The sequence below is a fragment of the Streptococcus porcinus genome, assembly GCF_901542335.1.
In the GTDB taxonomy this organism is placed as follows: domain Bacteria; phylum Bacillota; class Bacilli; order Lactobacillales; family Streptococcaceae; genus Streptococcus; species Streptococcus porcinus_A.
The window spans coordinates 1726218-1752236 of record NZ_LR594036.1 but is presented as its reverse complement, the minus strand read 5'-3'; the positions used below and the strand labels follow the sequence as shown (position 1 = coordinate 1752236).

Annotated in this window: 23 protein-coding genes and 1 other RNA gene; 19 read left to right on the top strand and 5 right to left on the bottom strand. The window is 36.7% G+C overall.

The window, feature by feature from the left end; translation table 11 throughout:
• The first annotated feature begins 41 nt into the window (after positions 1–41).
• Positions 42–1376 carry an aminopeptidase C gene (gene pepC, locus FGK96_RS08450; protein ID WP_138083045.1) on the top strand — a complete coding sequence of 445 codons (1335 nt, stop codon included), beginning with the start codon at positions 42–44 and terminating at the stop codon, positions 1374–1376.
• 289 nt (positions 1377–1665) lie between these two features.
• Here the strand turns inward: pepC and FGK96_RS08445 are convergent, their stop codons facing one another.
• From FGK96_RS08445 to recU, 3 genes are all read right to left on the bottom strand, one after another.
• The gene (locus FGK96_RS08445; RefSeq protein WP_138083043.1) at positions 1666–2160 is read right to left on the bottom strand and encodes a YehR family lipoprotein; all 495 of its coding nucleotides are present in this window, start codon (positions 2158–2160) and stop codon (positions 1666–1668) included.
• 253 nt (positions 2161–2413) lie between these two features.
• Positions 2414–4633 (bottom strand): penicillin-binding protein PBP1A, encoded by a 2220-nt coding sequence (pbp1a, locus tag FGK96_RS08440; protein WP_138083041.1) that lies wholly within the window; start codon positions 4631–4633, stop codon positions 2414–2416.
• Entirely contained in the window at positions 4626–5228 is a 603-nt protein-coding gene (gene recU / locus FGK96_RS08435; protein WP_138083039.1) for a Holliday junction resolvase RecU, read from the bottom strand. Before recU ends, pbp1a begins: the two co-directional genes overlap by 8 nt.
• Positions 5229–5305: 77 nt before the next feature.
• On the opposite strand from recU, the gene FGK96_RS08430 reads away from it, so the two are divergent.
• The 5 genes from FGK96_RS08430 (at position 5306) to FGK96_RS08410 (ending at position 9367) form a co-directional block, all read left to right on the top strand.
• Positions 5306–5824 carry a DUF1273 domain-containing protein gene (locus tag FGK96_RS08430; protein WP_138083037.1) on the top strand — a complete coding sequence of 173 codons (519 nt, stop codon included), beginning with the start codon at positions 5306–5308 and terminating at the stop codon, positions 5822–5824.
• A 118-nt stretch (positions 5825–5942) separates the two neighbouring features.
• On the top strand, positions 5943–6266 hold the full coding sequence (gene gpsB / locus FGK96_RS08425) for a cell division regulator GpsB (RefSeq protein ID WP_138083035.1): 324 nt from the start codon (positions 5943–5945) through the stop codon (positions 6264–6266).
• A 14-nt stretch (positions 6267–6280) separates the two neighbouring features.
• Positions 6281–6645: RNase P RNA component class B (rnpB, locus tag FGK96_RS08420), an RNA gene on the top strand.
• Between the two features lie 62 nt (positions 6646–6707).
• Entirely contained in the window at positions 6708–7868 is a 1161-nt protein-coding gene (locus FGK96_RS08415; RefSeq protein ID WP_138083033.1) for a THUMP domain-containing class I SAM-dependent RNA methyltransferase, read from the top strand.
• 5 nt (positions 7869–7873) lie between these two features.
• On the top strand, positions 7874–9367 hold the full coding sequence (locus FGK96_RS08410) for a cell division site-positioning protein MapZ family protein (RefSeq protein WP_138083031.1): 1494 nt from the start codon (positions 7874–7876) through the stop codon (positions 9365–9367).
• A gap of 604 nt (positions 9368–9971) precedes the next feature.
• On the opposite strand, the gene FGK96_RS08405 is transcribed toward FGK96_RS08410, so the two are convergent.
• A complete protein-coding gene (locus tag FGK96_RS08405; protein ID WP_138083029.1) occupies positions 9972–10454 on the bottom strand; it encodes an S-ribosylhomocysteine lyase in 483 nt (160 codons plus the stop codon).
• A gap of 155 nt (positions 10455–10609) precedes the next feature.
• Here FGK96_RS08405 and FGK96_RS08400 point away from each other — a divergent pair, with 155 nt between their 5' ends.
• From FGK96_RS08400 to FGK96_RS08340, 13 genes are all read left to right on the top strand, one after another.
• The gene (locus FGK96_RS08400) at positions 10610–12217 is read left to right on the top strand and encodes a ribonuclease Y (protein WP_138083027.1); all 1608 of its coding nucleotides are present in this window, start codon (positions 10610–10612) and stop codon (positions 12215–12217) included.
• A 116-nt stretch (positions 12218–12333) separates the two neighbouring features.
• Positions 12334–12960 carry a guanylate kinase gene (gene gmk, locus FGK96_RS08395; RefSeq protein ID WP_003083873.1) on the top strand — a complete coding sequence of 209 codons (627 nt, stop codon included), beginning with the start codon at positions 12334–12336 and terminating at the stop codon, positions 12958–12960.
• A 24-nt stretch (positions 12961–12984) separates the two neighbouring features.
• Positions 12985–13302 (top strand): DNA-directed RNA polymerase subunit omega, encoded by a 318-nt coding sequence (gene rpoZ / locus FGK96_RS08390; RefSeq protein WP_003085678.1) that lies wholly within the window; start codon positions 12985–12987, stop codon positions 13300–13302.
• A gap of 62 nt (positions 13303–13364) precedes the next feature.
• A complete protein-coding gene (locus tag FGK96_RS08385) occupies positions 13365–15749 on the top strand; it encodes a primosomal protein N' (RefSeq protein ID WP_138083025.1) in 2385 nt (794 codons plus the stop codon).
• Positions 15750–15814: 65 nt separating this feature from the next.
• Positions 15815–16747 carry a methionyl-tRNA formyltransferase gene (gene fmt / locus FGK96_RS08380; protein WP_138083023.1) on the top strand — a complete coding sequence of 311 codons (933 nt, stop codon included), beginning with the start codon at positions 15815–15817 and terminating at the stop codon, positions 16745–16747.
• Positions 16740–18062: a 16S rRNA (cytosine(967)-C(5))-methyltransferase RsmB gene (gene rsmB, locus FGK96_RS08375; protein ID WP_138083021.1), complete on the top strand. Its 1323-nt coding sequence runs from the start codon at positions 16740–16742 to the stop codon at positions 18060–18062. The genes fmt and rsmB overlap by 8 nt, the downstream gene beginning before the upstream one ends.
• 38 nt (positions 18063–18100) lie before the next feature.
• The gene (locus FGK96_RS08370; protein WP_138083019.1) at positions 18101–18841 is read left to right on the top strand and encodes a Stp1/IreP family PP2C-type Ser/Thr phosphatase; all 741 of its coding nucleotides are present in this window, start codon (positions 18101–18103) and stop codon (positions 18839–18841) included.
• Positions 18838–20769 carry a Stk1 family PASTA domain-containing Ser/Thr kinase gene (pknB, locus tag FGK96_RS08365; protein ID WP_138083017.1) on the top strand — a complete coding sequence of 644 codons (1932 nt, stop codon included), beginning with the start codon at positions 18838–18840 and terminating at the stop codon, positions 20767–20769. The genes FGK96_RS08370 and pknB overlap by 4 nt, the downstream gene beginning before the upstream one ends.
• A gap of 113 nt (positions 20770–20882) precedes the next feature.
• Positions 20883–21578 carry a cell wall-active antibiotics response protein LiaF gene (gene liaF, locus FGK96_RS08360; protein ID WP_138083015.1) on the top strand — a complete coding sequence of 232 codons (696 nt, stop codon included), beginning with the start codon at positions 20883–20885 and terminating at the stop codon, positions 21576–21578.
• The gene (locus FGK96_RS08355) at positions 21575–22579 is read left to right on the top strand and encodes a sensor histidine kinase (protein WP_138083013.1); all 1005 of its coding nucleotides are present in this window, start codon (positions 21575–21577) and stop codon (positions 22577–22579) included. Before liaF ends, FGK96_RS08355 begins: the two co-directional genes overlap by 4 nt.
• Entirely contained in the window at positions 22572–23213 is a 642-nt protein-coding gene (locus FGK96_RS08350) for a response regulator transcription factor (protein ID WP_007892962.1), read from the top strand. The genes FGK96_RS08355 and FGK96_RS08350 overlap by 8 nt, the downstream gene beginning before the upstream one ends.
• Before the next feature lie 33 nt (positions 23214–23246).
• Positions 23247–24647 (top strand): bifunctional Cof-type HAD-IIB family hydrolase/peptidylprolyl isomerase, encoded by a 1401-nt coding sequence (locus FGK96_RS08345; RefSeq protein WP_138083011.1) that lies wholly within the window; start codon positions 23247–23249, stop codon positions 24645–24647.
• On the top strand, positions 24647–25000 hold the full coding sequence (locus tag FGK96_RS08340; protein WP_138083009.1) for a S1 RNA-binding domain-containing protein: 354 nt from the start codon (positions 24647–24649) through the stop codon (positions 24998–25000). The genes FGK96_RS08345 and FGK96_RS08340 overlap by 1 nt, the downstream gene beginning before the upstream one ends.
• A 33-nt stretch (positions 25001–25033) precedes the next feature.
• On the opposite strand, the gene cysK is transcribed toward FGK96_RS08340, so the two are convergent.
• Complete coding sequence (cysK, locus tag FGK96_RS08335) at positions 25034–25960, bottom strand: cysteine synthase A (protein WP_138083007.1); 927 nt, start codon at positions 25958–25960, stop codon at positions 25034–25036.
• Between the last annotated feature and the right edge of the window lie 59 nt (positions 25961–26019).

Sequence of the window (26019 nt, the reverse complement as noted above, 5' to 3'; positions counted from 1 at the left end):
AATAAGTCTATAATAGAAGATAATAAAAAATGGAGGATATTATGTCAAGAATTTCTGATTCATTTACAGAAGAAGTTTATAAAAACTATCTCAATAATCCTAAGTATAGAGCAATTGAACATGCCGTTACCAACAATGGGCTCTTAAAATCGCTTAAGACTCGACAAAGTGAAGTTGACAATGATTTTGTTTTTTCGATTGACTTAACTAAAGATAGTGTTTCAAATCAAAAAGCTTCTGGTCGTTGCTGGATGTTTGCTGCTTTAAACACTTTTCGCCACCAATTAATAAGTAATTTTAAGTTAGAAAATTTTGAGTTATCACAAGCTCACACCTTTTTCTGGGATAAATACGAAAAAGCAAACTGGTTTATGGAACAAGTGATTGCAACAGCAGATCAAGAATTATCTAGTCGAAAGGTTAAATTTCTTTTAGATGTTCCTCAACAAGATGGTGGACAGTGGGACATGGTTGTTGCTCTTTTTGAAAAATATGGTGTGGTACCAAAAACTGTTTATCCAGAATCCGTTTCGTCTAGCAATAGCAAGGAGTTGAATGAGATTCTCAATAAATTATTGCGTCAGGATGCCCAAATTTTGCGTGAATGCATCAATTCGGGCTTAGATGCTCAGGCAATTCAAACTAAGAAAGAAGTATTGTTGCAGGAGATATTTAATTTTCTAGCTATGAACTTAGGATTACCCCCAAAAACTTTCGACTTTGCCTATCGTGACAAAGAAAATGGTTATCATTCGGAGAATGATATTACACCTTTGGAATTTTATCAAAAATATATCGGCTTAAATTTGTCTGATTATATTTCTATTATTAATGCTCCTACAGCTGATAAACCTTTTGGCAAATCTTATACAGTGGAGATGCTTGGAAATGTAGTTGGTAGCCGCGATGTTCGTTATCTTAATGTAGACATAAAACGCTTGAAAGAATTGGCTATCAAGCAAATGCAGGCAGGTGAAACTGTCTGGTTTGGTTCAGATGTTGGCCAGCTGTCTGACCGTAAAAAAGGTATTCTAGCTACAAATACCTATGATTTTGAAGCGAGTATGGATCTCAAATTGAGTCAAAATAAAGCGGGGCGTTTGGATTATAGTGAAAGTCTTATGACTCATGCTATGGTTTTGACTGGTGTTGACTTAGATGCTAATGGTACACCTCTTAAATGGAAGGTAGAGAATTCTTGGGGTGAAGATGTAGGGAATAAGGGCTATTTTGTAGCTTCTGATGCTTGGATGGATCAATACACCTATCAAATTGTGGTCAGGAAAAGTCTACTAAGTGAAGAGGAGTTGAAGGCCTATCAGGCCGAGCCAGAAATATTAGCACCTTGGGACCCAATGGGAGCTCTTGCAAATTAAGAAGGCTATAGCCTTAAGAACTATTTAGAAGGAAGATAGACCTAAATGTATTTATCAGCCTTAATAAATTGATATGACTTAAAATTCTTTTAGAGAAACTAAAGAGCAATAGTATATCTTACTATTGCTTTTTTACTTACCCAACTTACCTCTGAAGTTTTAATGGTAAGTGGGAGAGTTTTCAGAGACATAGTTGTTAGAATTATATCAGGATAATAAAAGAGAAGAGCTTACTGCTCTTCTCTCATGTTAAATTGTGGTTGGTTAGCAAATTTATGATTAGGAACTCTTAGTCTGTAATACTTAATTTGTCAACCTTTTTAAAACCTTGCTCTTCTAACATTTTAGCTGATTTCGTATAGCTTATATATTTAGGAAGCTTGCCGTCTTCTTTAGTTAACATCATGCCTTTAATTTTTGACAATTCCTTGATACTTGCTTTACTATAGTCCACTGTGACAGTTTCAATAATGTGGTCATCTTTGTAATCAATTGCTTCTTTTAAACCTTTGACACCTTGGTATTGTTTTGAAATAGGTTCTAAAACTTTCTTTGCAGTTTCTTTAGAATCAGCTCCAATAGCTGCATAACTTGCCTTAGTTTTTGTCAATTGTCGAGTAACTTTATCACCCTGGTAATAGTAAGTTAAGTCCATGATTGTTCCGTTTTGCTTCGTTTCAAAATAGGCAACCTTTTCTTTGCTACTTGTATTGGACTGACATGCCCCTAAGACCATAAGCCCTAAAAATAGCATGATAACTGATAGTAATTTTTTCTGTTTCATAGAAAGCCTCCTTCTACTCAATAACTCTATGAAATGCATTGGATTAGATAATTAAGAATTACCAAAATTACAAATTCATTATATTACAATGGTTTTGTACTTACAAGCATTTGCAGTAATAACTTCTAGATGAAAAATAATTTGTTTGCTTTTTTAGTAATCAAATAAAGGGCCTAAAAAAGACCAACTTCATAATGGAAGCTGATCTGTTGGTTTAAAACGGTTTAAAATAGTTGACTCTTACTAATAATAATTAATTATTGGGAGAATGATTATTACCGTTCCCATTGCGATTGCCATTACCGTTTCCTGCCTCAGTGGAAGCAGAAGTAGAAGAAGAGTTAGAGGTTTCATCACTGGTTGTTGAACTTTTATTATCGCTAGCTTGGTTGGAGCTATTGTTAGTGTCACTTGTACTACTACTTGATGAACTAGAGCCACTATAAATATTATTATAAACGGAACTAGTGGTATTCCCACTGGTATAAGTTCCACCAGAAAGATAAAGCATACCACCACTGCGATATAAACCACTTGGCATGACCCAATCCTCACTGTAACCATCTGTTAGATAGGACATCATACTACGATAGACACGTGACGCTATTGATAAAGCATCGCCATATATTGGCGTTAAACGACTACGATAACCTGTCCAAACAGCCATAGCATATTTGTTGGTAAAGCCGACAAAGTTTTCGTCAGGCGCCATTGTTCCCACGTATTCAGGATATAGACCAGATTCAGCAGAGATTTTTGCTAATTCTTCGTCGGTGTAATTAGAAGTCCCAGTTTTTCCAGCTTGAATAACGCCAGGAATTTGAGCATCAGTACCTGTACCGTAAGTTAAGACTGTTTTCAACATATCAGTCATCATATAAGCGGTGGTTTCCTTCATAGCCCTCTTACCTTTATTCTCGATAACTTTTGAGGTGCCATCACTAAATACAATTTTATTAACATATTGCGGTTTATAATATTCACCCCCATTAGCAAAAGCAGCATAGGCAGCCGCCATTTTTTCACTACTTGCTCCGTATCGACTATCAGAACTGCTGTTATTACTTGAAATGGCATTTGAGTAATTCATTTCTGGATACTCAATGCCAAGATTAGTCAGGAAATTTTTGGCATAAGTCAAACCAGCTGCTTCTAGAGCTCTGACGGCAGGAACATTTCGAGATTGCATAATGGCAGTTTGAATCGTCATCCAACCATTATATCTACGATCCCAGTCATAAAGTTGGGTATTTGTACCAGGCCAATAATAGACTGAGTCGTTGGTTGATTGAGCAGTTGAATTGTAAGCACCACTCTCAATAGCAGGGGCATATGCTGAGATGGGCTTCATGGTTGACCCCCAGTCACGATCAGTTAGGACTGCTTGGTTTGTCCCAAATGAAACATTTTCATTTTGATTACGGCCTCCTAATTGCGCTACAACATGACCATTAGTTACATCAACAATAGTTGATGCGACTTGAAATTTATCATCAGGATAATTGACATAATCAGGTGAGTTGTAGATATCGTAAAGCCGTTTTTGAGCATCTGGTAGGAGATTAGTATAAACTTTTAATCCAGAGGTAAAGATATCCTTTTTAGTTTCTGATTTAACTTGGCTAATGACTTCTTTAAGGTAGTTATCCATATATTTAGGATAACTTGAAGTTTTTTTCAATGGTTTCAAACCATCTGTGACAGGTGTAGCAACAGCCTTGTCATATTCAGCTTTAGACAGGTTCTTCTCAGAAAGCATTTGTTGGAGTACAATGTTACGACGATGGGTTGCTGCATCGGGGTTGAGGTATGGGTCATATTGGGTAGGAGCTTGTGGGATTCCAGCTAATAGGGCTAACTGTGCAAATGACAAGTCTTTCAAATCTTTTTCATAGTAAGCTTTGGCAGCAGTTAGCATACCATAGTTTCCGTTACCCATATAGACCTTATTAATATAGAAAGTTAAGATTTCCTGCTTAGTGTATTTGCGTTCCATCTGTAAGGCCAACCATACTTCCTGAGCCTTACGCTTTAGGTTCTGATCTTTCTCATCTGTTGAGAAGTAGGCTAGTTTAATCAATTGTTGATCAAGTGTTGATCCCCCTTGTGTGCTAGCGCTTGTTAAATTATGGAAGGCAGCTCCAATAATACGGTATAAGTCAACACCACGGTGATTAAAGAATCGTTTGTCCTCAATCGACGTAATAGCATTTACTAAGTTAAGAGGAATGCTATCTGCAGTCACATTTTCCCTTTTCTCAGAACCTAAATCGGCGATGAGCTTATTATGACCATCATAAACAAGACTAGAGTTGGTAGATTTTAGGGCTGTTTCAGAAAGCTTTGGGGCAGTGGAAATGTAAAAAGCAAAAAGTAGCCCGCCAATGACGATTATAAAAATTATAAGACTAAGAATAGCTGCTAGAGCATACTTGAGAATTTTTTGAATTTGTGGATTTTTGATACTAATCACCGCCTAAAAAATTTTGTTCTATAATATCTAAATAAGGTACTTGTGGAAAAGCTCCTATTATTATCTCGTAACCATTTTTTCTGATATAATCAAGTGGCATTGATTTACTACCTTTATCAATTTGATAAAAATCAATCAACGCCCTCGCTGGTAGAAAATAGGTCTCTTTCAAAGTACTAAAGTGTAAAAGGACAAAACAAATACCCTTTTGTTCTAAAACGGAAGCCATGTGCTCAATCTGGTGCGAATGAAAGTTTTTCATAGGCATGGCAGTTTTTTGGCGTGTTTCTTTGGCTTCGAAATCAAGGTAGTAACCTTTATAAACCCCACAATAATCTGTTGTCGAGGCTTGACGAAAATAAGCTTCAACAATTTTAGCTCGACTTCTTTGAGGGTAGTCGACTTTTACGATTTGAATAGGTGTCGGTTTTTTATGGATGACTGCAATATGGCGCGAAAGGTAGAAGTCATTGGTGGCGTTAATAGCAGCTTCAAATGACATTCCACGATTAGCGAAGTCAACCTTTGATTTATGCGTTTTTAATCGGACAGGGTCTCTTCGTTTTCCTTTAAGTTGATGAGGATAATTAACCATTGTTCTCCTAAGGTAATCACTTAATGAAAAATTTAAGCATTTTTATTATAACATATTTTTTGAAAGGAAAACACAATATGACTGCGATTCTCGTAACTGGTTACAAGAGTTTTGAACTGGGAATATTCAGGGATAAAGATGAGCGAATTGGAATTATTAAAAAAGCCCTAAAAAAAGATCTCATTCGTCTTGTTGATGATGGGGCAGACTGGTTTATTCTGACAGGAAGTCTAGGCTTTGAAGTTTGGGCTTTAGATGTTTTAAAAGATATGAAGAAAAACTATCCAATAAAAATAGCTACCTTGTTTGATTTTGAAACACATGGTTCTCATTGGAACGAACAAAATCAAGAGAAGCTCAAGCTTTTTAAAGAGGTCGATTTTGTCAAATATTGCTTTCCAAACTATCAATCCCCAGCACAATTCAAGCAATACAATCAGTTTCTAATAGATAATACTGATGGAGCTTATCTTTTTTATGATAGTGAGAATGAAACAAATCTTAAGTATTTTGTAACACAATTAGAAGAAAAATCACATTATGGTTTGGTTTTTTTAACATTTGATCGTTTAAATGAAGTAATAGAAGAAGAGTAGAGACAACTTAATATTCCACCTGTTTTTAATGCTTGCTTTTTATCTTTTTTTTCTGTATCATAAATTATGATATCGGAAAAGAGGTATCAATATAGAACTACCGGTCGGAGATAAGAGAATGACAAGTATTATTTATAGTCCAAAGGATATTTTTGAACAAGAATTCAAAACTAGTATGCGCGGTTTTGACAAAAAAGAAGTTGACGAATTTTTAGATAATGTGATTAAAGATTACGAGACTTACATAGCTGAAATTGAAAAGTTAAAATCTGAAATAGAACGACTAAAAAAAGAAAGTGCTCATAGAGGGGCCGCTTTCGCAGAGGAGCGTCATGCAATGGGACAACCAACGCGTGTAACCCAAACAGCTACTAATTTTGATATTCTAAAGAGAATTAGTCGTTTAGAAAAAGAAGTTTTCGGCAAACAAATCAGTGAATAAATGATAGATGTGCAATTTTTGGATAATCGCGTAGCTTTTTTAGGTTATGAGGAAAGTCCATGCTAGCACTGGCTGTGATGCCAGTAGTGTTTGTGCTAGGCGAAAAAATAAGCCTAGGAATGTCTTTGACATTACGGCGAAAAAAAGGGCTAAGTCAGATGATATGCCTGAGTATTTCTGAAAGTGCCACAGTGACGCAGTTTCTAGGGAAACGTAGAAAATGGAACGCGGTAAACCCCTCAAGCTAGCAACCCAAACTTTGGTCGGGGCATGGGATAGACGGGAAACGAACCTTCTATCCTGACTGTTTACAGTAGACAGATGATTATCGAAAGAAGTAATACCTAGTTATTTCTGGAACAAAACATGGCTTATAGAAAATTGCATAATAGGTTAAGCTAGCACTCGCTAGCTTTTATTTAATTAAAGAGAAAGATTGATATGAAAGAACATTTTAAGTTAGTGGCGACAGTGGCAGCTGGTTTTGAGTCTGTTGTGGGAAAAGAGGTCAAATCTTTAGGATTTGATTGTCAGATTGATAATGGCAAAGTTTATTTTGAAGGAGATATAGAAGCAATTGCAAAAACCAATCTTTGGTTGCGAGCGGCTGATCGAATCAAAATTATAGTGGGACAATTCCCTGCAAGAACATTTGAAGAATTATTTCAGGGGGTTAATGCTCTAGATTGGGAAAATTATTTACCATTAGGGGCAAAGTTTCCAATTGCAAAAGCCAAATGTGTAAAGTCGAAATTGCATAACGAGCCAAGTGTGCAAGCGATTACTAAAAAAGCAATTGTCAAGAAGTTGCAAAAGCACTATCATCGTCCTGAGGGAGTACCACTCCAAGAAATTGGTTCTGAGTTCAAAATAGAAGTATCCATTTTAAAAGATATAGCGACTATAATGATTGATACAAGTGGAACGAGCCTTTTCAAGCGAGGATACCGTGTAGGTAAAGGCGGAGCACCAATTAAAGAAAATATGGCTGCGGCGATATTACAGCTCAGCAACTGGTATCCTGATAAGCCACTGGTTGATCCAACTTGCGGGTCTGGAACTTTTTGTATTGAAGCTGCTTTGATTGGTATGAATATTGCTCCAGGTTTTAATCGTTCCTTTGCCTTTGAAGAGTGGAATTGGGTAAATCAAGCTGTTGTAGAAGAAGTACGTAATCAAGCAGAAGCTGCTGCTAACTATGATGCTAAATTAGATATCTCTGGTTTTGATATTGATGGTCGCATGATTGAAATTGCTAAAAAGAATGCGGAAGAAGCCGGTTTAGCTGATGTTATCGTTTTTAAACAAATGCGATTACAAGATTTTAGAACAGATAAAATTAATGGAGTTATTATTTCCAACCCTCTTTATGGTGAACGGTTGCTTGATGACAAAGCTGTAGACATTTTGTATAATGAAATGGGTCAAACCTTCCAACCTCTGAAAACTTGGAGCAAATTTATTTTGACAAGCGATGAGGGTTTTGAAAAGAAATATGGCCATCAAGCAGATAAAAAAAGAAAACTTTATAACGGTACCATGAAAGTTGAACTTTATCAATTTTTTGGGAAACGTGTGAAAAGAAGTCAAATCGTGAGGTAAGAAAATTGGCAGACGAAAAGTATACTAAGGATATTGAAAAAGATGGTCAGACCTTAGATATTGACCACGCAAAAAATATGACTGTCGGCGAAGCAGTGCGTAAAGATTCTGAAATAAAAGCTGGTGTCACCGACGAAGACAGTATTTTAGATAAATATATAAAACAACATCGTGAAGAAGTTGCATCTCAAAAGTTTGATACAAAAATATCAGAAATGGATGATTTAGATACTGAAACTTTAGATAACTTCATTAAAAAGCAAAGAGAGGAATTAGCACAATCAGGTTTAATTGACCTAGATGAACCAAATGAAAAGTCCCAAAAAGAAGTTACTAAAGAGAAATCTGGAGTTACGGAAAAAGAGGCTAAGGTTAGTCCTTTTGAGTCAGCTCCTTCGATTGTTCCTGGGCCAACTGAAAATATTGTTGTACCAAGTGAGCTTGATACTCCTGAATATTTCAACGATGAAGCCAGCCGGCAAAAATCTTCTAAAAAGAAACTGATAGGAATTTTGTTAGCTCTGCTTCTTGTAATAGCGAGTTTGGTATTAGGTTTCAATATATTTAAAGACCAAAAATCATCTCAAACTTCAGGCAATTCGACCAGTCAGCAATCCAGTGCTAAAGAAACAATTGCCCAAAAAGCAAAATCCGATAACAAGGTCTTTAACAATGAGTTGAAAGCTTTCTATATGGATGCCGAAATGACCAAGCTTAAAAATAGTCAATTTTCAAAAATTGATGACTTAGCTAAGAAGTTAGAAAAACTAAAAGATACTGCTTATTATGAAGAGGCAAAAGGTAAATTTGATTTACTGAAAAAACAAATAGATGCTATCCAAGCGGTTAATGCCAAGTTTTCAACAGAAGCTATTAAAGATGGCGCAAAAGTCTCTGCCACCATTAAAACAGCTGCTAATTTTGATGACATCAAAGGCGATATTTTAAAAACAGGCAATGCCTCTTTAGATAAATTATTACAGTCAGCAATTGCTGATGGTCGTAAGCAAGTTGAAGATAAAGCCACAGCTGAAAAAGAAAAAGCAGCTAAAGAAGCTGAAGCCTCCGTGGGTAATAACTCAGGACAAGCAGCTGGAGCTGAAAATAGGGTCCCAGCAGGTGCTAATGCAGTCGGTGGCTCTGCACCGAATCTGTCCGCACAAGGGCCGGCGATTACCTATCCTAGTGGCTCTCTAGCTAATATTCCTGGACTTCAGAGGGATCGTTCGCGTGTTCCTTATAATAATGCAGCGATAGCAGATAGTAATAATCCTTCTTGGGCTTTTAATCCAGGTGTGTTAGAAAAAATAATTGCTACTTCTCAAGCGCGTGGTTATTTTTCTGGTAATAATTACTATATAGAACCAGTCAACATTATTAATGGCAACGGCTACTACAATATGTTCAAATCGGATGGAACATACTTGTTCTCCATTAATTGTAAGACAGGTTATTTTGTTGGTAATGCTAGTGGTCATGCGGATGCTCTAGATTATTAACATCCTTTTAACCTAGGTGGAAAAATTTACATTATGAATGGCACTTCAAAAGTTAGACAAAAATCTAATGGTTGGAGTGCTTTTTGTATGACATTAAGTTGCAACTATAAAGACAAACTTGAAATTTATCGTTTAAAGTATACTGTTATTAGTTAGTCGCAAACAGAGAGTCAAATTGAAGAATTAAAAAGTAATTTGATAGATACTGTAGGACAAATGAATCATTACGGCATAGAGATAGTATGATGGAAACTTTAAAAAAACAATTGGTTGCTATATGGTAAGTTTCCAAGGAAGGGGGTCAGGCTTGGCGAGGTAAAGATACCCTTGATAATGATGTCCATTTTCTAGTGGTTGCTTAAACCAAAACTTAAAAATAGTCTGAAATCTGGTTCAAGTAGTTCGGTAGCAAGTGCTGATCTTGATGGTCATCATAGTTACCAGAATGACTATCTTATCAACTGGATTAACGCAATTCGCCAAGCAATTTGAAAAGAAATACCAGATGGTTACTGGGAATGGTGACTAAGGCAGTGGCATTAGCAATTACTATGCCACGAAAAACTAGAAGCTTCTCTCATAGAAACTTCTAGTTTTTATAATATTAAACAAGGTGACGCTCAAATGCATCGTCAGAAATTCCTTGAGCTAAAATTAATTTTGCCCACTCTTTAGCAGCGAATAAACTATGGTCTTTGTAATTGCCACATGATTCAATTGTGGTACCAGGGACATCCTCCCAAGTAATCCCTTGAGCGATTTCTTCTAAAGATGATTTAATCACTAAAGCAACGTCGTTGGCGGTTGGTTGTCCCCACATAATTAAGTGAAATCCAGTACGACAGCCAAATGGTGAACAATCAATCATGCCATCTATCCGTTGGCGAATCAGTTTAGCTAGTAAATGTTCAATGGTATGGAGACCAGCTGTTTCAATTGAATTATGATTTGGTTGTACGAGACGAACGTCAAAGTTGGTAATAATATCTCCTTTAGGCCCTGATTCTTCGGAAATTAAACGAACGTAAGGGGCTTTTACAATAGTGTGATCTAGTTCAAAACTCTCAACAATTACTTCTTTTTCCATAAAATTCTCCTCTGTATTTTTATTACTATAATACCACAAAATCTTTTATCTTTATAAAGTTTTCAGACTTATTTAAATTGTATAAAAGTACTTTTTATGATAAAATTAATTATGGCTTTCTATAAATGAAAACTAATAAAATTTGAGGTATAAAGATGATTAATATTGTTTTATTAATTGTTTGTGCCCTCATTGGTTTGATAATAGGTTACGCATTAATTTCATTGAAATTAAAAGCAGCGAAAGAAAATGCGGATTTGACTCTTTTGAATGCTGAGCAAGATGCTGTAAATATTAGAGGTAAGGCTGAAGCCGAGGCCGATCATATTCGAAAATCAGCGGAGCGTGAAAGTAAGGCTAATCGTAAAGAATTACTTTTAGAAGCAAAAGAAGAGGCAAGAAAATATCGTGAAGAAATTGAACAAGAATTTAAATCTGAAAGACAAGAGTTAAAACAGTTAGAAACACGACTTACTGAGCGTGCCTTTTCTCTTGACCGAAAAGATGATAATTTATCAAGTAAAGAAAAGGTTCTTGATAGTAAAGAACAAAGTCTGACCGATAAATCTAAACATATTGATGAGCGCCAAGCAGAAGTTGAAAAATTAGAAGAAGAGAAAAAAGCTGAATTACAACGTGTTGGAGCTATGACAATTGCTGAAGCACGTGAAGTTATCTTGATGGAGACAGAGAATAATTTGTCTCATGAAATTGCAACTAGGATTCGTGAAGCAGAGCGTGAAATTAAAGATAAAACAGATAAGACAGCAAAAGATTTATTAGCCCAAGCCATGCAGCGTATGGCAGGTGAATACGTAACAGAACAAACAATTACAAGCGTTCATTTACCTGATGATAATATGAAGGGGCGTATCATTGGTCGTGAGGGTCGAAATATTCGAACGCTTGAAAGCTTAACTGGTATTGATGTCATTATTGATGATACTCCGGAAGTTGTGGTCCTTTCTGGTTTTGATCCAATCCGTCGAGAAATTGCTAGGATGACCCTGGAATCATTGATTTCTGATGGCCGTATTCAACCAGCTCGCATTGAAGAGCTGGTTGAAAAAAATCGCCTTGAAATGGATAATCGTATTCGTGAGTACGGTGAAGCAGCTGCTTATGAAATTGGGGCTCCAAACCTTCACCCAGATTTAATTAAAATTATGGGACGTTTACAATTTAGGACCTCTTATGGGCAAAATGTTTTACGTCATTCAATAGAGGTTGGTAAACTAGCGGGTATTTTGGCTGGTGAACTTGGTGAAAATGTTGCCTTGGCGCGTAGAGCAGGATTCTTACACGATATGGGCAAAGCTATTGACCGTGAAGTGGAAGGTAGCCATGTTGAGATTGGAATGGAATTTGCTCGGAAATACAAAGAGCATCCAGTTGTTGTCAATACTATTGCTAGTCATCATGGTGATGTTGAGCCGGAATCTGTCATTGCAGTCATTGTTGCCGCCGCAGATGCACTGAGTTCGGCACGTCCAGGAGCTCGTAACGAGTCAATGGAAAACTACATCAAACGCCTACGAGATTTAGAAGAAATTGCTACTAGCTTTGAAGGTGTTCAAAATAGTTTTGCCTTGCAAGCTGGGCGTGAAATTCGCATAATGGTTCAACCGGAAAAAGTTTCAGACGATGAAGTGGTTATTTTATCTCATAAAGTTCGTGAGAAGATTGAAAATAACCTAGATTACCCAGGTAATATTAAGGTTACAGTTATTCGCGAGATGCGAGCTATTGATTATGCTAAATAGTAAAAAGAGGATTTTCCTCTTTTTTGCTTTTTATAAGGATATATTAATGATTATTGCCTTGAAAAAAGAAGGCTATTTTGATAAACTATTAAAAAGCAATATTTAAGGAGAATAGAATGTCTGAACGTGGTTTGTTGATCGTCTTTTCAGGACCATCTGGAGTAGGTAAGGGGACGGTTAGACAGGAGATTTTCTCGACACCGGATCATAAGTTTGAATATTCGGTTTCAATGACAACTCGTCCACAAAGACCAGGTGAAGTTGATGGCGTTGATTATTTCTTCCGTACACGTGAAGAATTTGAAGAACTCATAAAAAATGGCCAAATGCTAGAATATGCTGAGTATGTTGGTAACTACTATGGTACTCCCTTAACTTATGTTAATGAAACATTGGATAAAGGAATTGATGTTTTCCTTGAAATCGAAGTTCAAGGAGCTTTACAAGTAAAATCAAAAGTGCCAGATGGTGTTTTTATTTTCTTGACGCCACCTGATTTGGCTGAGTTACAAGATCGTTTGGTCGGTCGAGGAACAGATAGTCAAGAAGTCATTGCACAGAGAATTGAGAAAGCAAAGGAAGAAATCTCATTAATGCGTGAGTATGATTATGCTGTTGTTAATGATTATGTTCCACTTGCAGCTGAACGTGTGAAGCGAATTATTGAAACTGAACATTTTCGCGTGGAGCGAGTTATTGGCCGGTATGATAAAATGATAGCTGAAACAAAAGTTATCCGTTAAGATTATAGAAAAGAGATTATAAACATGATGTTAAAACCTTCCATTGATACTTTACTAGACAAAGTGCCTTCAAAATATTCCCTTGTTATTTTGCAAGCTAAAAGAGCACATGAATTAGAAGCAGGTGCAAAGGCTACTCAATCTTTTAAATCAGTCAAATCAACTTTACAAGCATTAGAAGAAATTGAATCTGGAAATGTTGTTATCCATCCAGATCCGTCTGCGAAACGGGCAGCTGTAAGAGCTAAAATTGAAGCTGATCGTCTTGCTAGAGAAGAAGAAGAACGTAAAATTAAAGAACAAATCGCAAAAGAAAAAGAAGAAGAAGGTGAAAGAATCTAAGGTTAAAAATCTTAGATTTTTTCATATTTTATATAGCATTAGGATAACGGAAAGGCGCTAGAATGCAAAAATTGGCTCAAATTATTGTTGATATTCCTTTAATGCAAACAGATAAGCCATTTACGTATAGAATTCCAGAGGAATTACAAGGGTTAGTAGCTCTTGGATCAAGGGTTCATGTTCCCTTCGGCCGAGGGAGTCGATTGGTGCAAGGGTTTGTTGTTGGATTTACAAAAGAAGAAAAAACGGATTTAAAAAGTATTGTTTCCTTACTAGATGCTGAGCCAGTCTTGAACTCAGAACAGCTGGCTTTAGCTGACGCTATGCGCGAGACAGTCTTTTCATACAAGGTTAGCCTCTTAAAGGCCATGATTCCTAATCTCTTAAATTCCCATTATGATAAGGAACTAGTCCCAACAGAGAAGATTTCAGAAAAAGAAAAAGCTTTTATTTTTGCTGGAAAGACTAAGGTGCTGGCTTCGCAACTTAGTCAGGAACAGGAAAAAATGAGTTTATCTCTGATAAAATTAGGGAAAATAAAACTGACCTACTTAGCTCAGGACCGTAAGAAGATCAAGAAGGAAAAGTGGTATCAGACTGATTTAGAAGCTTTGCAAAGGCATGTTATTTCTAACAGAGCTAAAAAGCGTCAAGCTCTACAAAATTTTTTAATAGAGCATCCAGAAAATGGTAAGCTTGCAGCCTTACAAAACTCTTTTTCTCGGGATATTGTCACCTATTTTGTTGAGCATCAATTGCTCAAAGTCTATGAGGTTCAAATCAATCGAAGTGATGCTTATTTTGAAGCAGTAGATAGTAGCCAATTTCTAAAGCTTAATAGTCAGCAGGCACACGCAGTGACAGAAATGGGCGCAGCTATTGGTCAGGATAATAAACCTTTTTTATTAGAAGGGATAACTGGGTCTGGTAAGACAGAAGTTTACTTACATCTGATTGATTATGTTTTAAAATTAGGAAAAACAGCAATTGTCTTGGTTCCAGAAATCTCGTTAACTCCTCAAATGACAAGTCGCTTCATTTCACGTTTCGGCAAGTTAGTAGCTATAATGCATTCGGGTTTATCTGATGGTGAAAAGTTTGACGAGTGGCAAAAAATTAAAAATGGACAGGCTAAAGTTGTCGTAGGAGCAAGGTCTGCTATTTTTGCTCCCCTAGAAAATATCGGTGCTATTATTATTGATGAAGAACATGAATCTTCTTATAAACAGGAGTCTAACCCGCGCTATCACGCTCGCGATGTTGCTTTGTTACGCGCACAAAAGCATCACGCTGTGTTAGTATTGGGCTCTGCCACACCTAGTATTGAGAGCCGAGCTCGTGCGAGCAAGGGTGTCTATCACTTCATAGAACTGACTCAAAGGGCAAATCCCCATGCACAAATCCCTCAAGTGGAAATTGTTGATTTCCGAGATTATATTGGCAAGCAAGAAGTAAGTAATTTCACTCCCTATTTGATTGATAAAATTAAAGATCGTTTGACGAAAAAAGAACAGGTTGTCCTCATGTTAAATCGTCGTGGCTATTCCAGTTTTATCATGTGCCGTGACTGTGGTTATGTAGATACTTGTCCAAATTGCGATATTTCCCTGACTTTACACATGGATACCAAGTCTATGAACTGCCACTATTGTGGTTTTCAAAAAGCAATTCCTAAGACTTGTCCAAATTGTCAGAGTTCAAGTATTCGTTACTACGGAACGGGGACACAAAAAGCTTACGATGAGTTATTACAAGTCTTACCAGAAGCACGAATATTAAGAATGGATGTTGATACTACTCGTAAAAAAGGAAGTCACGAAAAACTCCTTTCAGCTTTTGGTCGGCAAGAAGCGGATATCTTATTGGGAACTCAGATGATTGCTAAGGGTCTTGATTTTCCAAATGTGACCCTAGTTGGTGTGCTAAACGCAGATACTTCTCTTAATTTACCGGATTTTCGCTCCTCAGAAAGAACATTTCAATTGTTGACACAAGTATCTGGTCGTGCTGGTCGTGCTGAAAAGGCAGGGGAAGTTCTCATTCAAACTTATAACCCTAGGCACTATGCTATTCAATTAGCTAAATTACAAGATTACGAGGGCTTTTATGCTTATGAGATGAAAATGAGACAAAAAATGGCCTACCCACCTTATTATTTTACAGTTGGTCTTGTCATGTCGCATCAAGATGAACAAGAGGTGATTAAGAAAGCTTATCAAGTTATGACGATGTTAAGAGAAGGGTTGACGTCTAATGTAAAAATTTTAGGGCCGACACCTAAGCCTATTGCTAGAACGCACAATCTCTTTCACTATCAGATTATCCTCAAATATCGCTTCGAAGAAAAATTAGAAGACACTTTAAACCATATTTTAGACTGGACACAAGACAAAGAACAGCGCGAATTAAAAGTCGTTATTGATCATGAACCGCAAAACTTTATGTAGACCAGTATTGAGAAGTGTCTTGTCAATTATGATATAATGATGGGAAAGATAAAGTGAGGAAAAGAATGACAAAAATAATATTTATGGGGACTCCCCAATTTTCAGCAACTGTATTGGAGGGTATTATTTCAGAAGGTTCTTGTGAGATATTAGCTGTTGTAACTCAACCTGACCGTGCGGTAGGACGTAAAAAAGAAATCAGAATGACACCTGTTAAAGAGCTTGCTTTAAAATATGACTTACCGCTTATTCAGCCCGAAAAATTATCTGGTTCACAAGAGCTAGAAGAAATGATAGCTTTGTGTGCAGATGGGATCATTACTGCGGCATTTGGACAATTTTTACCTAATAAGCTCTTAAATGCAGTTGATTTTGCTTTGAATGTTCATGCATCCCTCTTACCCAAATACCGTGGAGGTGCACCGATTCACTATGCTATTATGAATGGTGAAAAAGAAGCAGGTGTAACTATTATGGAGATGGTTAAAGAGATGGATGCAGGAGATATGGTTGCAAAGGCGAGCACTCCAATTTTAGATACTGATAATGTTGGAACACTTTTTGAAAAACTAGCTGTTATTGGTCGGGATCTTCTTTTGAAAACTTTACCACAATATCTTTCAGGGAATCTAAAACCTATTCCGCAGGACCACAGTCAAGCAACATTCTCACCAAATATCACTGCTGAGCAGGAAAAACTTGATTTTAGCCAACCAGCTCGGCAAATCTTTAATCAAGTACGTGGTATGAATCCGTGGCCTGTGGCACACACCATACTTAAGGGTCAGCGTTTTAAAATTTATGATGTATCAGTTGTAGAAGGACAGGGACATCCAGGTCAAATTATTGAAAAAACCAAAAAAAAATTGGTTATTGCTACTGGAGATGGAGCCCTTTCCTTGCACATAGTGCAACCAGCAGGTAAACCTAAAATGGCAATTGCCGACTTTTTAAATGGTGTTGGTAGAGACTTAAAAGTGGGTGATTACTTTGGCTAATAATTGGAAAACAAAGGCACGAGGAAAAGCTCTGCTAGCAATTGAAGATATTTTTGATAATGGTGCTTATTCAAACATAGCGCTCAATAATCAGCTCTCTAATCAATCTATTCGAGATAAGGATAAAGGTTTAATCACAGAAATTGTGTATGGTACTATCGCCAAAAAAATCACGCTTGAATGGTACTTATCACATTATGTAGTAGATCGAGAAAAATTAGATAAGTGGGTATACTATTTACTCTTGCTTAGTCTTTATCAAATACTTTATTTAGAAAAAGTACCCAGTCATGCAATTGTCAATGACGCTGTAGATATTGCTAAGAATCGAGGAAACAAACGAGGAGCAGAAAAATACATTAACGCTATTTTACGACAGGTATCTACAGGGAGTCTTCCTTCATTAGATAGTATTAAACGTAAAAACAAGCGCTATTCAATTGCCTACTCTGTACCGACATGGTTAGTGAAAAAGTTATTTGAACAATTTGGTGACGATAGGGCAATTGCTATTATGGAAAGTCTCTCGCTTCATAGCAAAGCCAGTATCCGTGTGATTAATCCACAACGCTTTGATGAAATTAGAGATAACCTAGAAGCTCAGCCATCACCCTTAGCGCCAACAGCTTTAACTAAAGCAACTGGCCATTTTGCTAGTAATGCTTACTTTCAAGAAGGAGCAATTACTATTCAAGATGAAACTAGTCAATTAGTAGCACCAACTCTAGCAATTAAAGGCAATGAGAATATTCTTGATGCTTGCAGTGCGCCTGGTGGAAAAACTTGTCACATGGCCTCTTATTTAACAACTGGTAAAATTACGGCCTTAGATATTCATGAGCACAAGCTTCTCTTGGTGAGAGAAAATGCGGAGCGTTTAGGAGTTGCGGACAAAATTGAAACGAGAGTCCTAGATGCTTGTAAGGTTCACGAAGTATTTGAAAGGGATTCATTTGATAAGATCCTAGTGGATGCTCCTTGCTCGGGTATTGGCTTAATCAGACGTAAACCGGATATAAAGTATAATAAAGATAGTCAGGATTTGACAGCTTTACAGAGTCTGCAGTTGGAGATACTGTCTAGTGTTTGTCAAACGGTACGAAAAGGTGGTATAATAACCTATAGCACTTGCACTATTTTTGATGAGGAAAATTTTCAAGTTATTGAAAAATTTCTTGAAAGTCATTCTAATTTTGAACAAGTAAAACTGAAGCATACGCAAGCTGATATTGTGAAAGATGGGTGTATCCTTGTCACTCCTGAGCAGTATCAAACGGACGGTTTCTTTATCAGCCAAGTCCGCAGAATCTTGTAGTATTTAGGAGGAGACTGACTTAGTCAGAAGAGACATATATGAAGATTTCATTAATAACAGATATTGGGCAAAAACGCTCAAATAATCAAGATTTCATCAATAAATTTGATAATAAAAAGGGTATTACCCTTGTTGTTTTAGCTGATGGTATGGGTGGTCATAGAGCTGGAAATATTGCAAGTGAAATGACTGTAACAGATCTTGGAAAAGAGTGGGTTCAAACTGAGTTGACGGAACTAAGTCAGATTAGGGATTGGTTGTTAACAACTATTGAATCTGAAAACAAGCGCATCTATGACATGGGACAAAATGAAGATTACAAAGGTATGGGGACGACTGTAGAAGCAGTTGTTCTTGTAGAGAATACTGCTATCTTTGCTCATGTTGGAGATTCGCGGATTGGTTTGGTGACAAATGGGGAATATCACTTATTAACCAGCGATCATTCATTAGTCAATGAATTGGTTAAAGCCGGTCAAATTACTGAAGAAGAAGCAACTGGACATCCTCAGAAGAACATTATTACCCAATCTATTGGTCAAGCTTCACCAGTTGAGACAGATCTAGGAGTTAAAGTGTTAGAGAAGGGTGACTATCTCGTTATCAATTCAGATGGTCTAACGAATATGGTTAGCAATGCTGAAATTGTAGAGATAATTTCTAAAGATATCAGTCTCGAAGCAAAAAATCAAGAACTTGTCGCCTTAGCAAACCTTCGTGGAGGTTTAGACAATATCACAATCGCCTTGGTTCACAACGAAAGTGAGGATGAGGAATGATACAGATTGGCAAATTATTTGCTGGTCGATATCGCATATTAAAATCTATTGGCCGTGGAGGCATGGCAGATGTTTATTTAGCTAATGACTTAATCTTAGATAATGAAGATGTAGCAATAAAGGTATTGCGGACGAATTATCAAACGGATCAAGTTGCTGTTGCACGTTTCCAAAGGGAAGCAAGAGCAATGGCTGAGCTGAATCATTCTAATATCGTAGCTATTAGAGATATAGGCGAAGAAGACGGGCAGCAATTTTTAGTAATGGAATATGTTGATGGCGCTGACCTTAAGAAGTTCATTCAAGATAACGCACCTTTGACTAACAATCAAGTGGTTCGGATTATGGAAGAAGTCTTGTCGGCAATGACTTTAGCCCATCAAAAAGGTATCGTTCATAGAGATTTAAAACCACAGAACATTCTTTTAACTAAAGAAGGTGTTGTCAAAGTCACAGACTTTGGTATTGCTGTTGCTTTTGCGGAAACCAGCTTAACACAGACTAATTCCATGTTAGGGAGTGTTCATTATTTATCACCTGAACAGGCACGTGGCTCAAAAGCAACCATTCAAAGTGATATCTATGCAATGGGAATCATGCTATATGAAATGTTAACTGGTCATATTCCCTATGATGGAGATAGTGCGGTAACGATTGCTCTGCAACATTTTCAAAAACCGCTTCCTTCAATTGTAGATGAGAATCCTAGTGTGCCCCAAGCTTTAGAAAATGTTGTTATTAAAGCAACTGCTAAAAAGTTAAGTGACCGTTATGCAACGACTTTTGAAATGAGCAGAGATTTAATGACAACCTTGAGCTATAACCGTAGTCGTGAAAAGAAGTTGATTTTTGATGACGGTGAGAATACAAAACCTTTGCCGAAAGTGACTCCTACGCTTAATACCAGTCCTAAATCAAGTCCTAAGGTAACTACCGCTCCCGCTAAAGCAGCGCAGGCTTCAGAACAGCTTAAAAAGCCTAAAAAAGAGAAAAAGCGAGGACGTTTCTTAGGAACTCTTTTCAAAATTTTATTTGCTCTATTTGTGGTTGGTGTAGCCATCTTTACCTTCTTAATTTTAACAAAACCTGCTAATGTTAAGGTTCCTAACTTAAGTGGTAGAGATTTACAGGCTGCAAAAGCAGATTTACAAACGCTGGGTTTTAAAGTTGGGAATATTGAACAAGTACCAAGCGATGAAGTTGCAGAAGGAAATGTTATTGAAACGAATCCGATTGCAGGAACAACAAAACGTGAGGGTTCTAAGGTAGACATTATAGTCTCTAAAGGAAGTAGTGGCTTTAAAGTTAAGGATTATGTAGGTGATGATTATCAAAAGGCTATGGAAGACTTAATGACTACTTACGGTTTAAAACGTAAACAAATAAAGATTAAACGTGTTATCAAAGATGATTATAGTAAGCAAGACATTGTTTTAAACCAATCACCAAATAAGGGATATTTTAACCCCAACGGAAAAACGAAGTTTACTTTAACAGTTGCAACTACAGAAATAATTGGGATGCCACAACTCATTGGAATGACTTATAAGAATGCTAAACTCTTACTGGAAGAGAAAGGGATTGATTTAAATCGTGTTAAGGTTTATCAGATGAACCCTGATGGGACTACGACACCGGTTGAACCAAGCGCTGATACACTAATTGCTTATCAAAATCCCCTACTTGGTGGACAGGTTTCGCTGACAGATACAGGAGAAATCAGTCTTTATATTAATAGTGATAGCCAGCATGTTCCACAATCAAGTAGCTCAAGTTCATCAAGTACAGAGGCTAGCTCTGAATCTAGCACTACTAGTTCAGGTTCTTCCAGCACCAATTCATCCTCTGAGTCGAGTTCTGGATCCAGCTCAACCAGCACCTCAACTAGCACCAGTACATCTACAACTAGTTCGAATACAGGTCAATAGATAGAAAAAAGCACCAGATACTATATTGTTTGGTGCTTTTTGTTTAAGTATACGACAAAAAATGAAATTCTTCTGTTTTTTTGATAAAATGACAAAGAAGTGGAAGGAGTTCAATGAAAAAATTTCAATTCTTTTTATTAGTTGAGTGTATGCTTTTAGCCATGGGAATTATGACCATTTTGGCAAATAATGTAACTAGCTTTATTTTTATCTTAGTTATTATTTTATTAGCATTACGATTTTATAATCAAGATAGTCGAAATAATTTTCTGTTAACAGTGAGCCTATTATTACTTTTCTTGATTTTTATGTTAAATCCCTACATTATTCTTGCGGTTTTATTTGGGATTATTTATGTTTTTATTAACCATTTTTCACAAGTCAAAAAGAAAAACCGATATGCCTTAATCCGTTTTAGTGAAGAGGGCATTGATGTCAAACAAACCAAACATCAATGGATTGGTTCGGCGACTTACGAGAGTGACTTTTATGCCTTTGATGATGTCAACATTATACGTGTTAGTGGTAATGACACAATTGATTTAACTAACGTTATTGTAACTGGTCAAGATAATATGGTTATGATTCGAAAAGTCTTTGGTAATACAAAAATTTTAGTTCCAATAGATGTTGCAGTGACACTAGAAGTATCTTCCATTTATGCAACTATTTCTTTTTTAAAGACACATGAATATGATTTGCGTAATGAATCCATTAAGTTGGGCTGCGATAAAAGTGCAGATAGTCTTAAAAAAGTTAAAATTATTGTCAACACCATTGCAGGAAATGTTGAGGTGAACAGACGATGAAAAAACGTTACTATCTACTAATTTGGCTCTATTCAACTATTACTATCTTAACCATTGTTTTTGTAGTTATGGATAACTTGGACTTGGGTTTAAACTACTTACGTTTAAATATTTGGCGAGCAGAAAAACTTTTTTTCTCCGTCTTGTTACTCATTGTGTCAGTCACACTACTATTATTACTTCTTTGGATTACTTTAGATGATATTAGCAAGAGAAGTATTAATCAGAATTTACGGCGCATTATAGATAACAAGTCACTTAAACTAGAGGAAACCTCAGAAATAAATATAAACCTAATTCGGCTTTCTAAAAAAATGTTTCATATGACCAATAGCTTACAGAAAAAAGAAAGTGCCTATATCTTAGATAGTCAAAATATTGTACATCGTGAACGTAAACGAATCGCGCGCGATTTACATGATACAGTAAGTCAAGAACTATTTGCATCTTCTATGATTCTTTCGGGAATATCCATGAGTATAGATGACTTGGAAAAAGAAGAACTAAATACACAAATACAAACAGTAGAAGCGATGTTGCAGAATGCTCAAAAGGATTTAAGGGTCTTGTTGTTGCATTTACGTCCGACAGAATTAGCCAATCGCACCTTAACTGAAGGTATCCAGATGATTCTCAAAGAGCTGACAGATAAGAGTGATATAGAAATTATTTATAAAGAAAATATAAAATCATTACCCAAAGCTATGGAGGATAATCTCTTTAGAATTGCACAGGAATTTATAAGTAATACGCTAAAACACGCTAAAGCTAGTCGAATTGAATTATATCTCAATCAAAGTAAAAATGAAGTACAACTGAAAATGGTTGATAATGGCGTGGGTTTTGATATGGATGAAGTTCGAAATCTAAGTTATGGCTTAAAAAATATAGAAGATCGGATTGACGATTTTGCGGGATCACTTAATGTAATCAGTGAACGCGGTAAAGGTGTTTCAATGGATATTCGATTACCATTAGTGGCGGAGGGAAAAAATGGATAATATTAAGGTAATCTTAGTTGATGATCATGAAATGGTGCGTTTAGGATTAAAAAGTTTTTTAAATATGCAAAAGGATATCACTGTTGTTGCAGAAGCTTCAAATGGACGGCAAGGAGTTAAGCTAGCGCTTGAGATACAACCTGATGTGGTGGTAATGGATCTTGTCATGCCAGAATTAGATGGGGTAGAAGCCACGCTTGAAATTTTACAGAAATGGTCGGAAGCTAAAATTTTGGTGCTCACATCTTATCTGGACAATGAAAAAATCTATCCTGTCATTGAAGCAGGAGCAAAAGGCTACATGTTAAAGACATCAAGTGCTGCAGAAATACTCAATGCTATTCGCAAAGTAGCTAAAGGTCAGCTGGCAATTGAGACAGAAGTAGATAAAAAAATTAAAGCTCATAACCAACATCCTGATTTACATGAAGAATTAACAGCTCGTGAATATGATATCTTATACCTGTTGGCTAAGGGTTATGACAATCAAACAATTGCAGATGAACTCTTTATATCCTTGAAGACAGTTAAGACTCATGTTTCCAATATTTTATCTAAGCTTGAAGTTGATGATCGAACGCAAGCAGTGGTCTACGCTTTTCGACACCACTTAGTGCCACAAGACGACAATTAGTGGTATAATGGTATCTGTTAACGGAGGGAAAAGATGGACGCAAAAACGAAATATAAAGCAAAGAAAATAAAAATGGTTTTTTTTGATATTGATGATACCCTAAGAATAAAAGACACTGGCTATATGCCAGAAACGATTCAAAAAATCTTTAAAGAATTAAAAGCAAAGGGCATTCTGACTGGTATTGCTTCTGGCCGTGCACGATATGGTGTACCTCAAGAGGTCCAAGATTTACATGCTGATTACTGTGTTAAGTTAAATGGGGCTTATGCTAAAGATGATCAGAAAAACATTATTTTCCAAGCACCTATTCCTGATGAAATCGTAATGAGGTTCAAAGAGTGGGCTGATGCAGTGGGAATCAACTATGGGATGGCTGGTCGCCATCAAGCTGTATTATCAGAAAGAAATGATTTGGTCAGCAAAGCTATTGATCCTGTTTATGCAGATTTAGATGTTTGTCCGGATTTTAACGAAAAACAGGATGTGTACCAAATGTGGACCTTTGAGGACCAAGGAGATGCTTTGCAACTACCTGAGGATTTGGCTGAACACTTACGGTTGGTTAGATGGCATGATAACTCATCAGATGTTGTTTTAAAGGGGACATCAAAAGCATTAGGTGTTTCAAAAGTAGTTGACCATCTTGGTTTAAAACCTGAAAATATTTTAGTTTTTGGGGATGAGTTGAACGATTTAGAATTATTTGATTATGCCGGAATCAGTATTGCAATGGGGATATCTCATCCTTTATTACAAGAAAAAGCTGATTTTGTTACAAAAAAAGTAGAAGAAAATGGCATTTTATATGCATTGGAGGAATTAGGTTTGATCGAAAAAGAATTACACTTTCCGCAAGTAAGTTTAGATACTGTTCAGGGCCCAAAAGCTATTATTAAAACGAATCACGGTGATTTGCAAGTACAACTCTTTCCTGAACACGCTCCTAAAGCAGTAGCTAATTTTATTGGTCTTGCAAAAGAAGGCTATTATGATGGTATTATTTTCCACCGTATTATTCCTGATTTTATGATTCAAGGTGGAGACCCGACAGGAACAGGAATGGGAGGACAATCTATCTATGGAGATAGCTTTGAAGACGAATTTTCAGATGAGCTTTATAACCTACGCGGTGCTCTTTCAATGGCAAATGCTGGACCAAATACTAATGGTAGTCAATTCTTCATTGTTCAGAATAAGAAAATTCCATATGCTCAAAAAGAATTAGAACGAGGAGGTTGGCCTGTACCTATTGCAGCTTCTTATGCTGAAAAAGGAGGAACTCCTCATCTAGATAGACGACATACTGTATTTGGTCAATTGGTTGATCAAACTTCGTATGATGTGTTGGATACCATAGCTGCTGTTGAAACTGGTCTGCAGGATAAGCCTAAAGAAGACGTGGTGATTGAGACAATTGAGGTTTTAGATTAATGAAAATAGGCGACAAATTTCATGGGACTATTACAGGAATCAAACCCTATGGTGCTTTTGTTGCCCTAGATAATGGAACAACAGGTCTCATCCATATTTCAGAAATTAAAACAGGCTATATTAATAACATCCATGACATACTAACGGTGGGTGATGCGGTTGATGTACAGGTTGTTGATTATGATGAATTCAACCAAAAAGTTAGTCTTTCTATGAGAACATTAGAAGAAGAGAAACATCAATTATCACACCGCCATCGTTTTTCAAATAGTCGATTAAAAATAGGCTTTAAGCCGCTAGCTGCTAATTTGGATCTTTGGATAAAAGAAGGATTAGAACATTTTAAACATTAAAAACAGGTGCCATGACAGATAGCACCTGTTTTTTTAATTGAATTGATAAAGCCCAGTGGAGAGATAGCGTTCCCCATTGTCTGGAAGTAGCGCGAGAACTTTTTTGCCCTTACCTAATTCTTTAGCTAGGGATAAAGCCGCATAGATAGCAGCGCCAGATGAAATTCCCACCAAGAATCCCTCGTTAGCTCCGACCAAACGACCTGTTTTAAGGGCATTATCAGAGCTTACTCGAATAATACTGTCATATGAGTTAGTGTCTAGGATTTCAGGAATAAAACCAGCAGATATTCCCTGAATTTTATGCGGAGCAGGTTCTTGACCTGACAAGACAGCTGATTCATCAGCTTCAACAGCATAAGTTTTAAGTTCAGGCATAACTTTTTTTAGCGCATGGGAAACTCCTGTTATGGTTCCGCCAGTACCAACTCCTGCAACAAAGGCATCTAGGCCAATTTCTTTGAAAACTTCAAAAATCTCTTGACCAGTTGTCTCTTCGTGAATTTTAGGGTTGGCTGGGTTAGTGAATTGTGATGGAAGCCAGCCTCCGATTTCGGTTGCTAAAGTTTGAGCTTTAGCAATAGCACCTTTCATTCCTTCAGAACCTGGGGTAAGAACTAATTCAGCACCATAAGCTTGAATCAACTGGCGACGTTCTAGACTCATAGTTTCAGGCATAACAATAATAACTTTGTACCCTTTTGCAGCTCCGACCCAGGCTAAACCAATACCAGTATTTCCGCTAGTTGGTTCAATAATAGTGTCACCTGGTTTAATGATTCCCTCTTGTTCAGCAGCATCAATCATTGCAAGAGCAATACGGTCTTTAACACTAGAACCTGGATTAAAAGATTCGAGTTTAACATAGACATCAGCTGATTCTTTGTCGGCTAAATGTTGTAATTTAATGATTGGAGTTTGACCAACCAGTTCTGTAATATTGTTGTATAGTTTAGACATATTATGTTCCACCTTAATTATATACTAATTCTAAACATAGTATATGGCCTAACTCGTAC

Bases quoted from the DNA above. Each gene is read 5' to 3' on its own strand.
- pepC (WP_138083045.1), top strand. From the start codon at position 42: ATGTCAAGAATTTCTGATTCATTTACAGAAGAAGTTTATAAAAACTAT.
- FGK96_RS08445 (WP_138083043.1), bottom strand. From the start codon at position 2,160: ATGAAACAGAAAAAATTACTATCAGTTATCATGCTATTTTTAGGGCTT.
- recU (WP_138083039.1), bottom strand. From the start codon at position 5,228: ATGGTTAATTATCCTCATCAACTTAAAGGAAAACGAAGAGACCCTGTC.
- FGK96_RS08430 (WP_138083037.1), top strand. From the start codon at position 5,306: ATGACTGCGATTCTCGTAACTGGTTACAAGAGTTTTGAACTGGGAATA.
- gpsB (WP_138083035.1), top strand. From the start codon at position 5,943: ATGACAAGTATTATTTATAGTCCAAAGGATATTTTTGAACAAGAATTC.
- FGK96_RS08415 (WP_138083033.1), top strand. From the start codon at position 6,708: ATGAAAGAACATTTTAAGTTAGTGGCGACAGTGGCAGCTGGTTTTGAG.
- FGK96_RS08405 (WP_138083029.1), bottom strand. From the start codon at position 10,454: ATGGAAAAAGAAGTAATTGTTGAGAGTTTTGAACTAGATCACACTATT.
- FGK96_RS08400 (WP_138083027.1), top strand. From the start codon at position 10,610: ATGATTAATATTGTTTTATTAATTGTTTGTGCCCTCATTGGTTTGATA.
- gmk (WP_003083873.1), top strand. From the start codon at position 12,334: ATGTCTGAACGTGGTTTGTTGATCGTCTTTTCAGGACCATCTGGAGTA.
- rpoZ (WP_003085678.1), top strand. From the start codon at position 12,985: ATGATGTTAAAACCTTCCATTGATACTTTACTAGACAAAGTGCCTTCA.
- FGK96_RS08385 (WP_138083025.1), top strand. From the start codon at position 13,365: ATGCAAAAATTGGCTCAAATTATTGTTGATATTCCTTTAATGCAAACA.
- fmt (WP_138083023.1), top strand. From the start codon at position 15,815: ATGACAAAAATAATATTTATGGGGACTCCCCAATTTTCAGCAACTGTA.
- FGK96_RS08370 (WP_138083019.1), top strand. From the start codon at position 18,101: ATGAAGATTTCATTAATAACAGATATTGGGCAAAAACGCTCAAATAAT.
- pknB (WP_138083017.1), top strand. From the start codon at position 18,838: ATGATACAGATTGGCAAATTATTTGCTGGTCGATATCGCATATTAAAA.
- liaF (WP_138083015.1), top strand. From the start codon at position 20,883: ATGAAAAAATTTCAATTCTTTTTATTAGTTGAGTGTATGCTTTTAGCC.
- FGK96_RS08355 (WP_138083013.1), top strand. From the start codon at position 21,575: ATGAAAAAACGTTACTATCTACTAATTTGGCTCTATTCAACTATTACT.
- FGK96_RS08350 (WP_007892962.1), top strand. From the start codon at position 22,572: ATGGATAATATTAAGGTAATCTTAGTTGATGATCATGAAATGGTGCGT.
- FGK96_RS08345 (WP_138083011.1), top strand. From the start codon at position 23,247: ATGGACGCAAAAACGAAATATAAAGCAAAGAAAATAAAAATGGTTTTT.
- FGK96_RS08340 (WP_138083009.1), top strand. From the start codon at position 24,647: ATGAAAATAGGCGACAAATTTCATGGGACTATTACAGGAATCAAACCC.
- cysK (WP_138083007.1), bottom strand. From the start codon at position 25,960: ATGTCTAAACTATACAACAATATTACAGAACTGGTTGGTCAAACTCCA.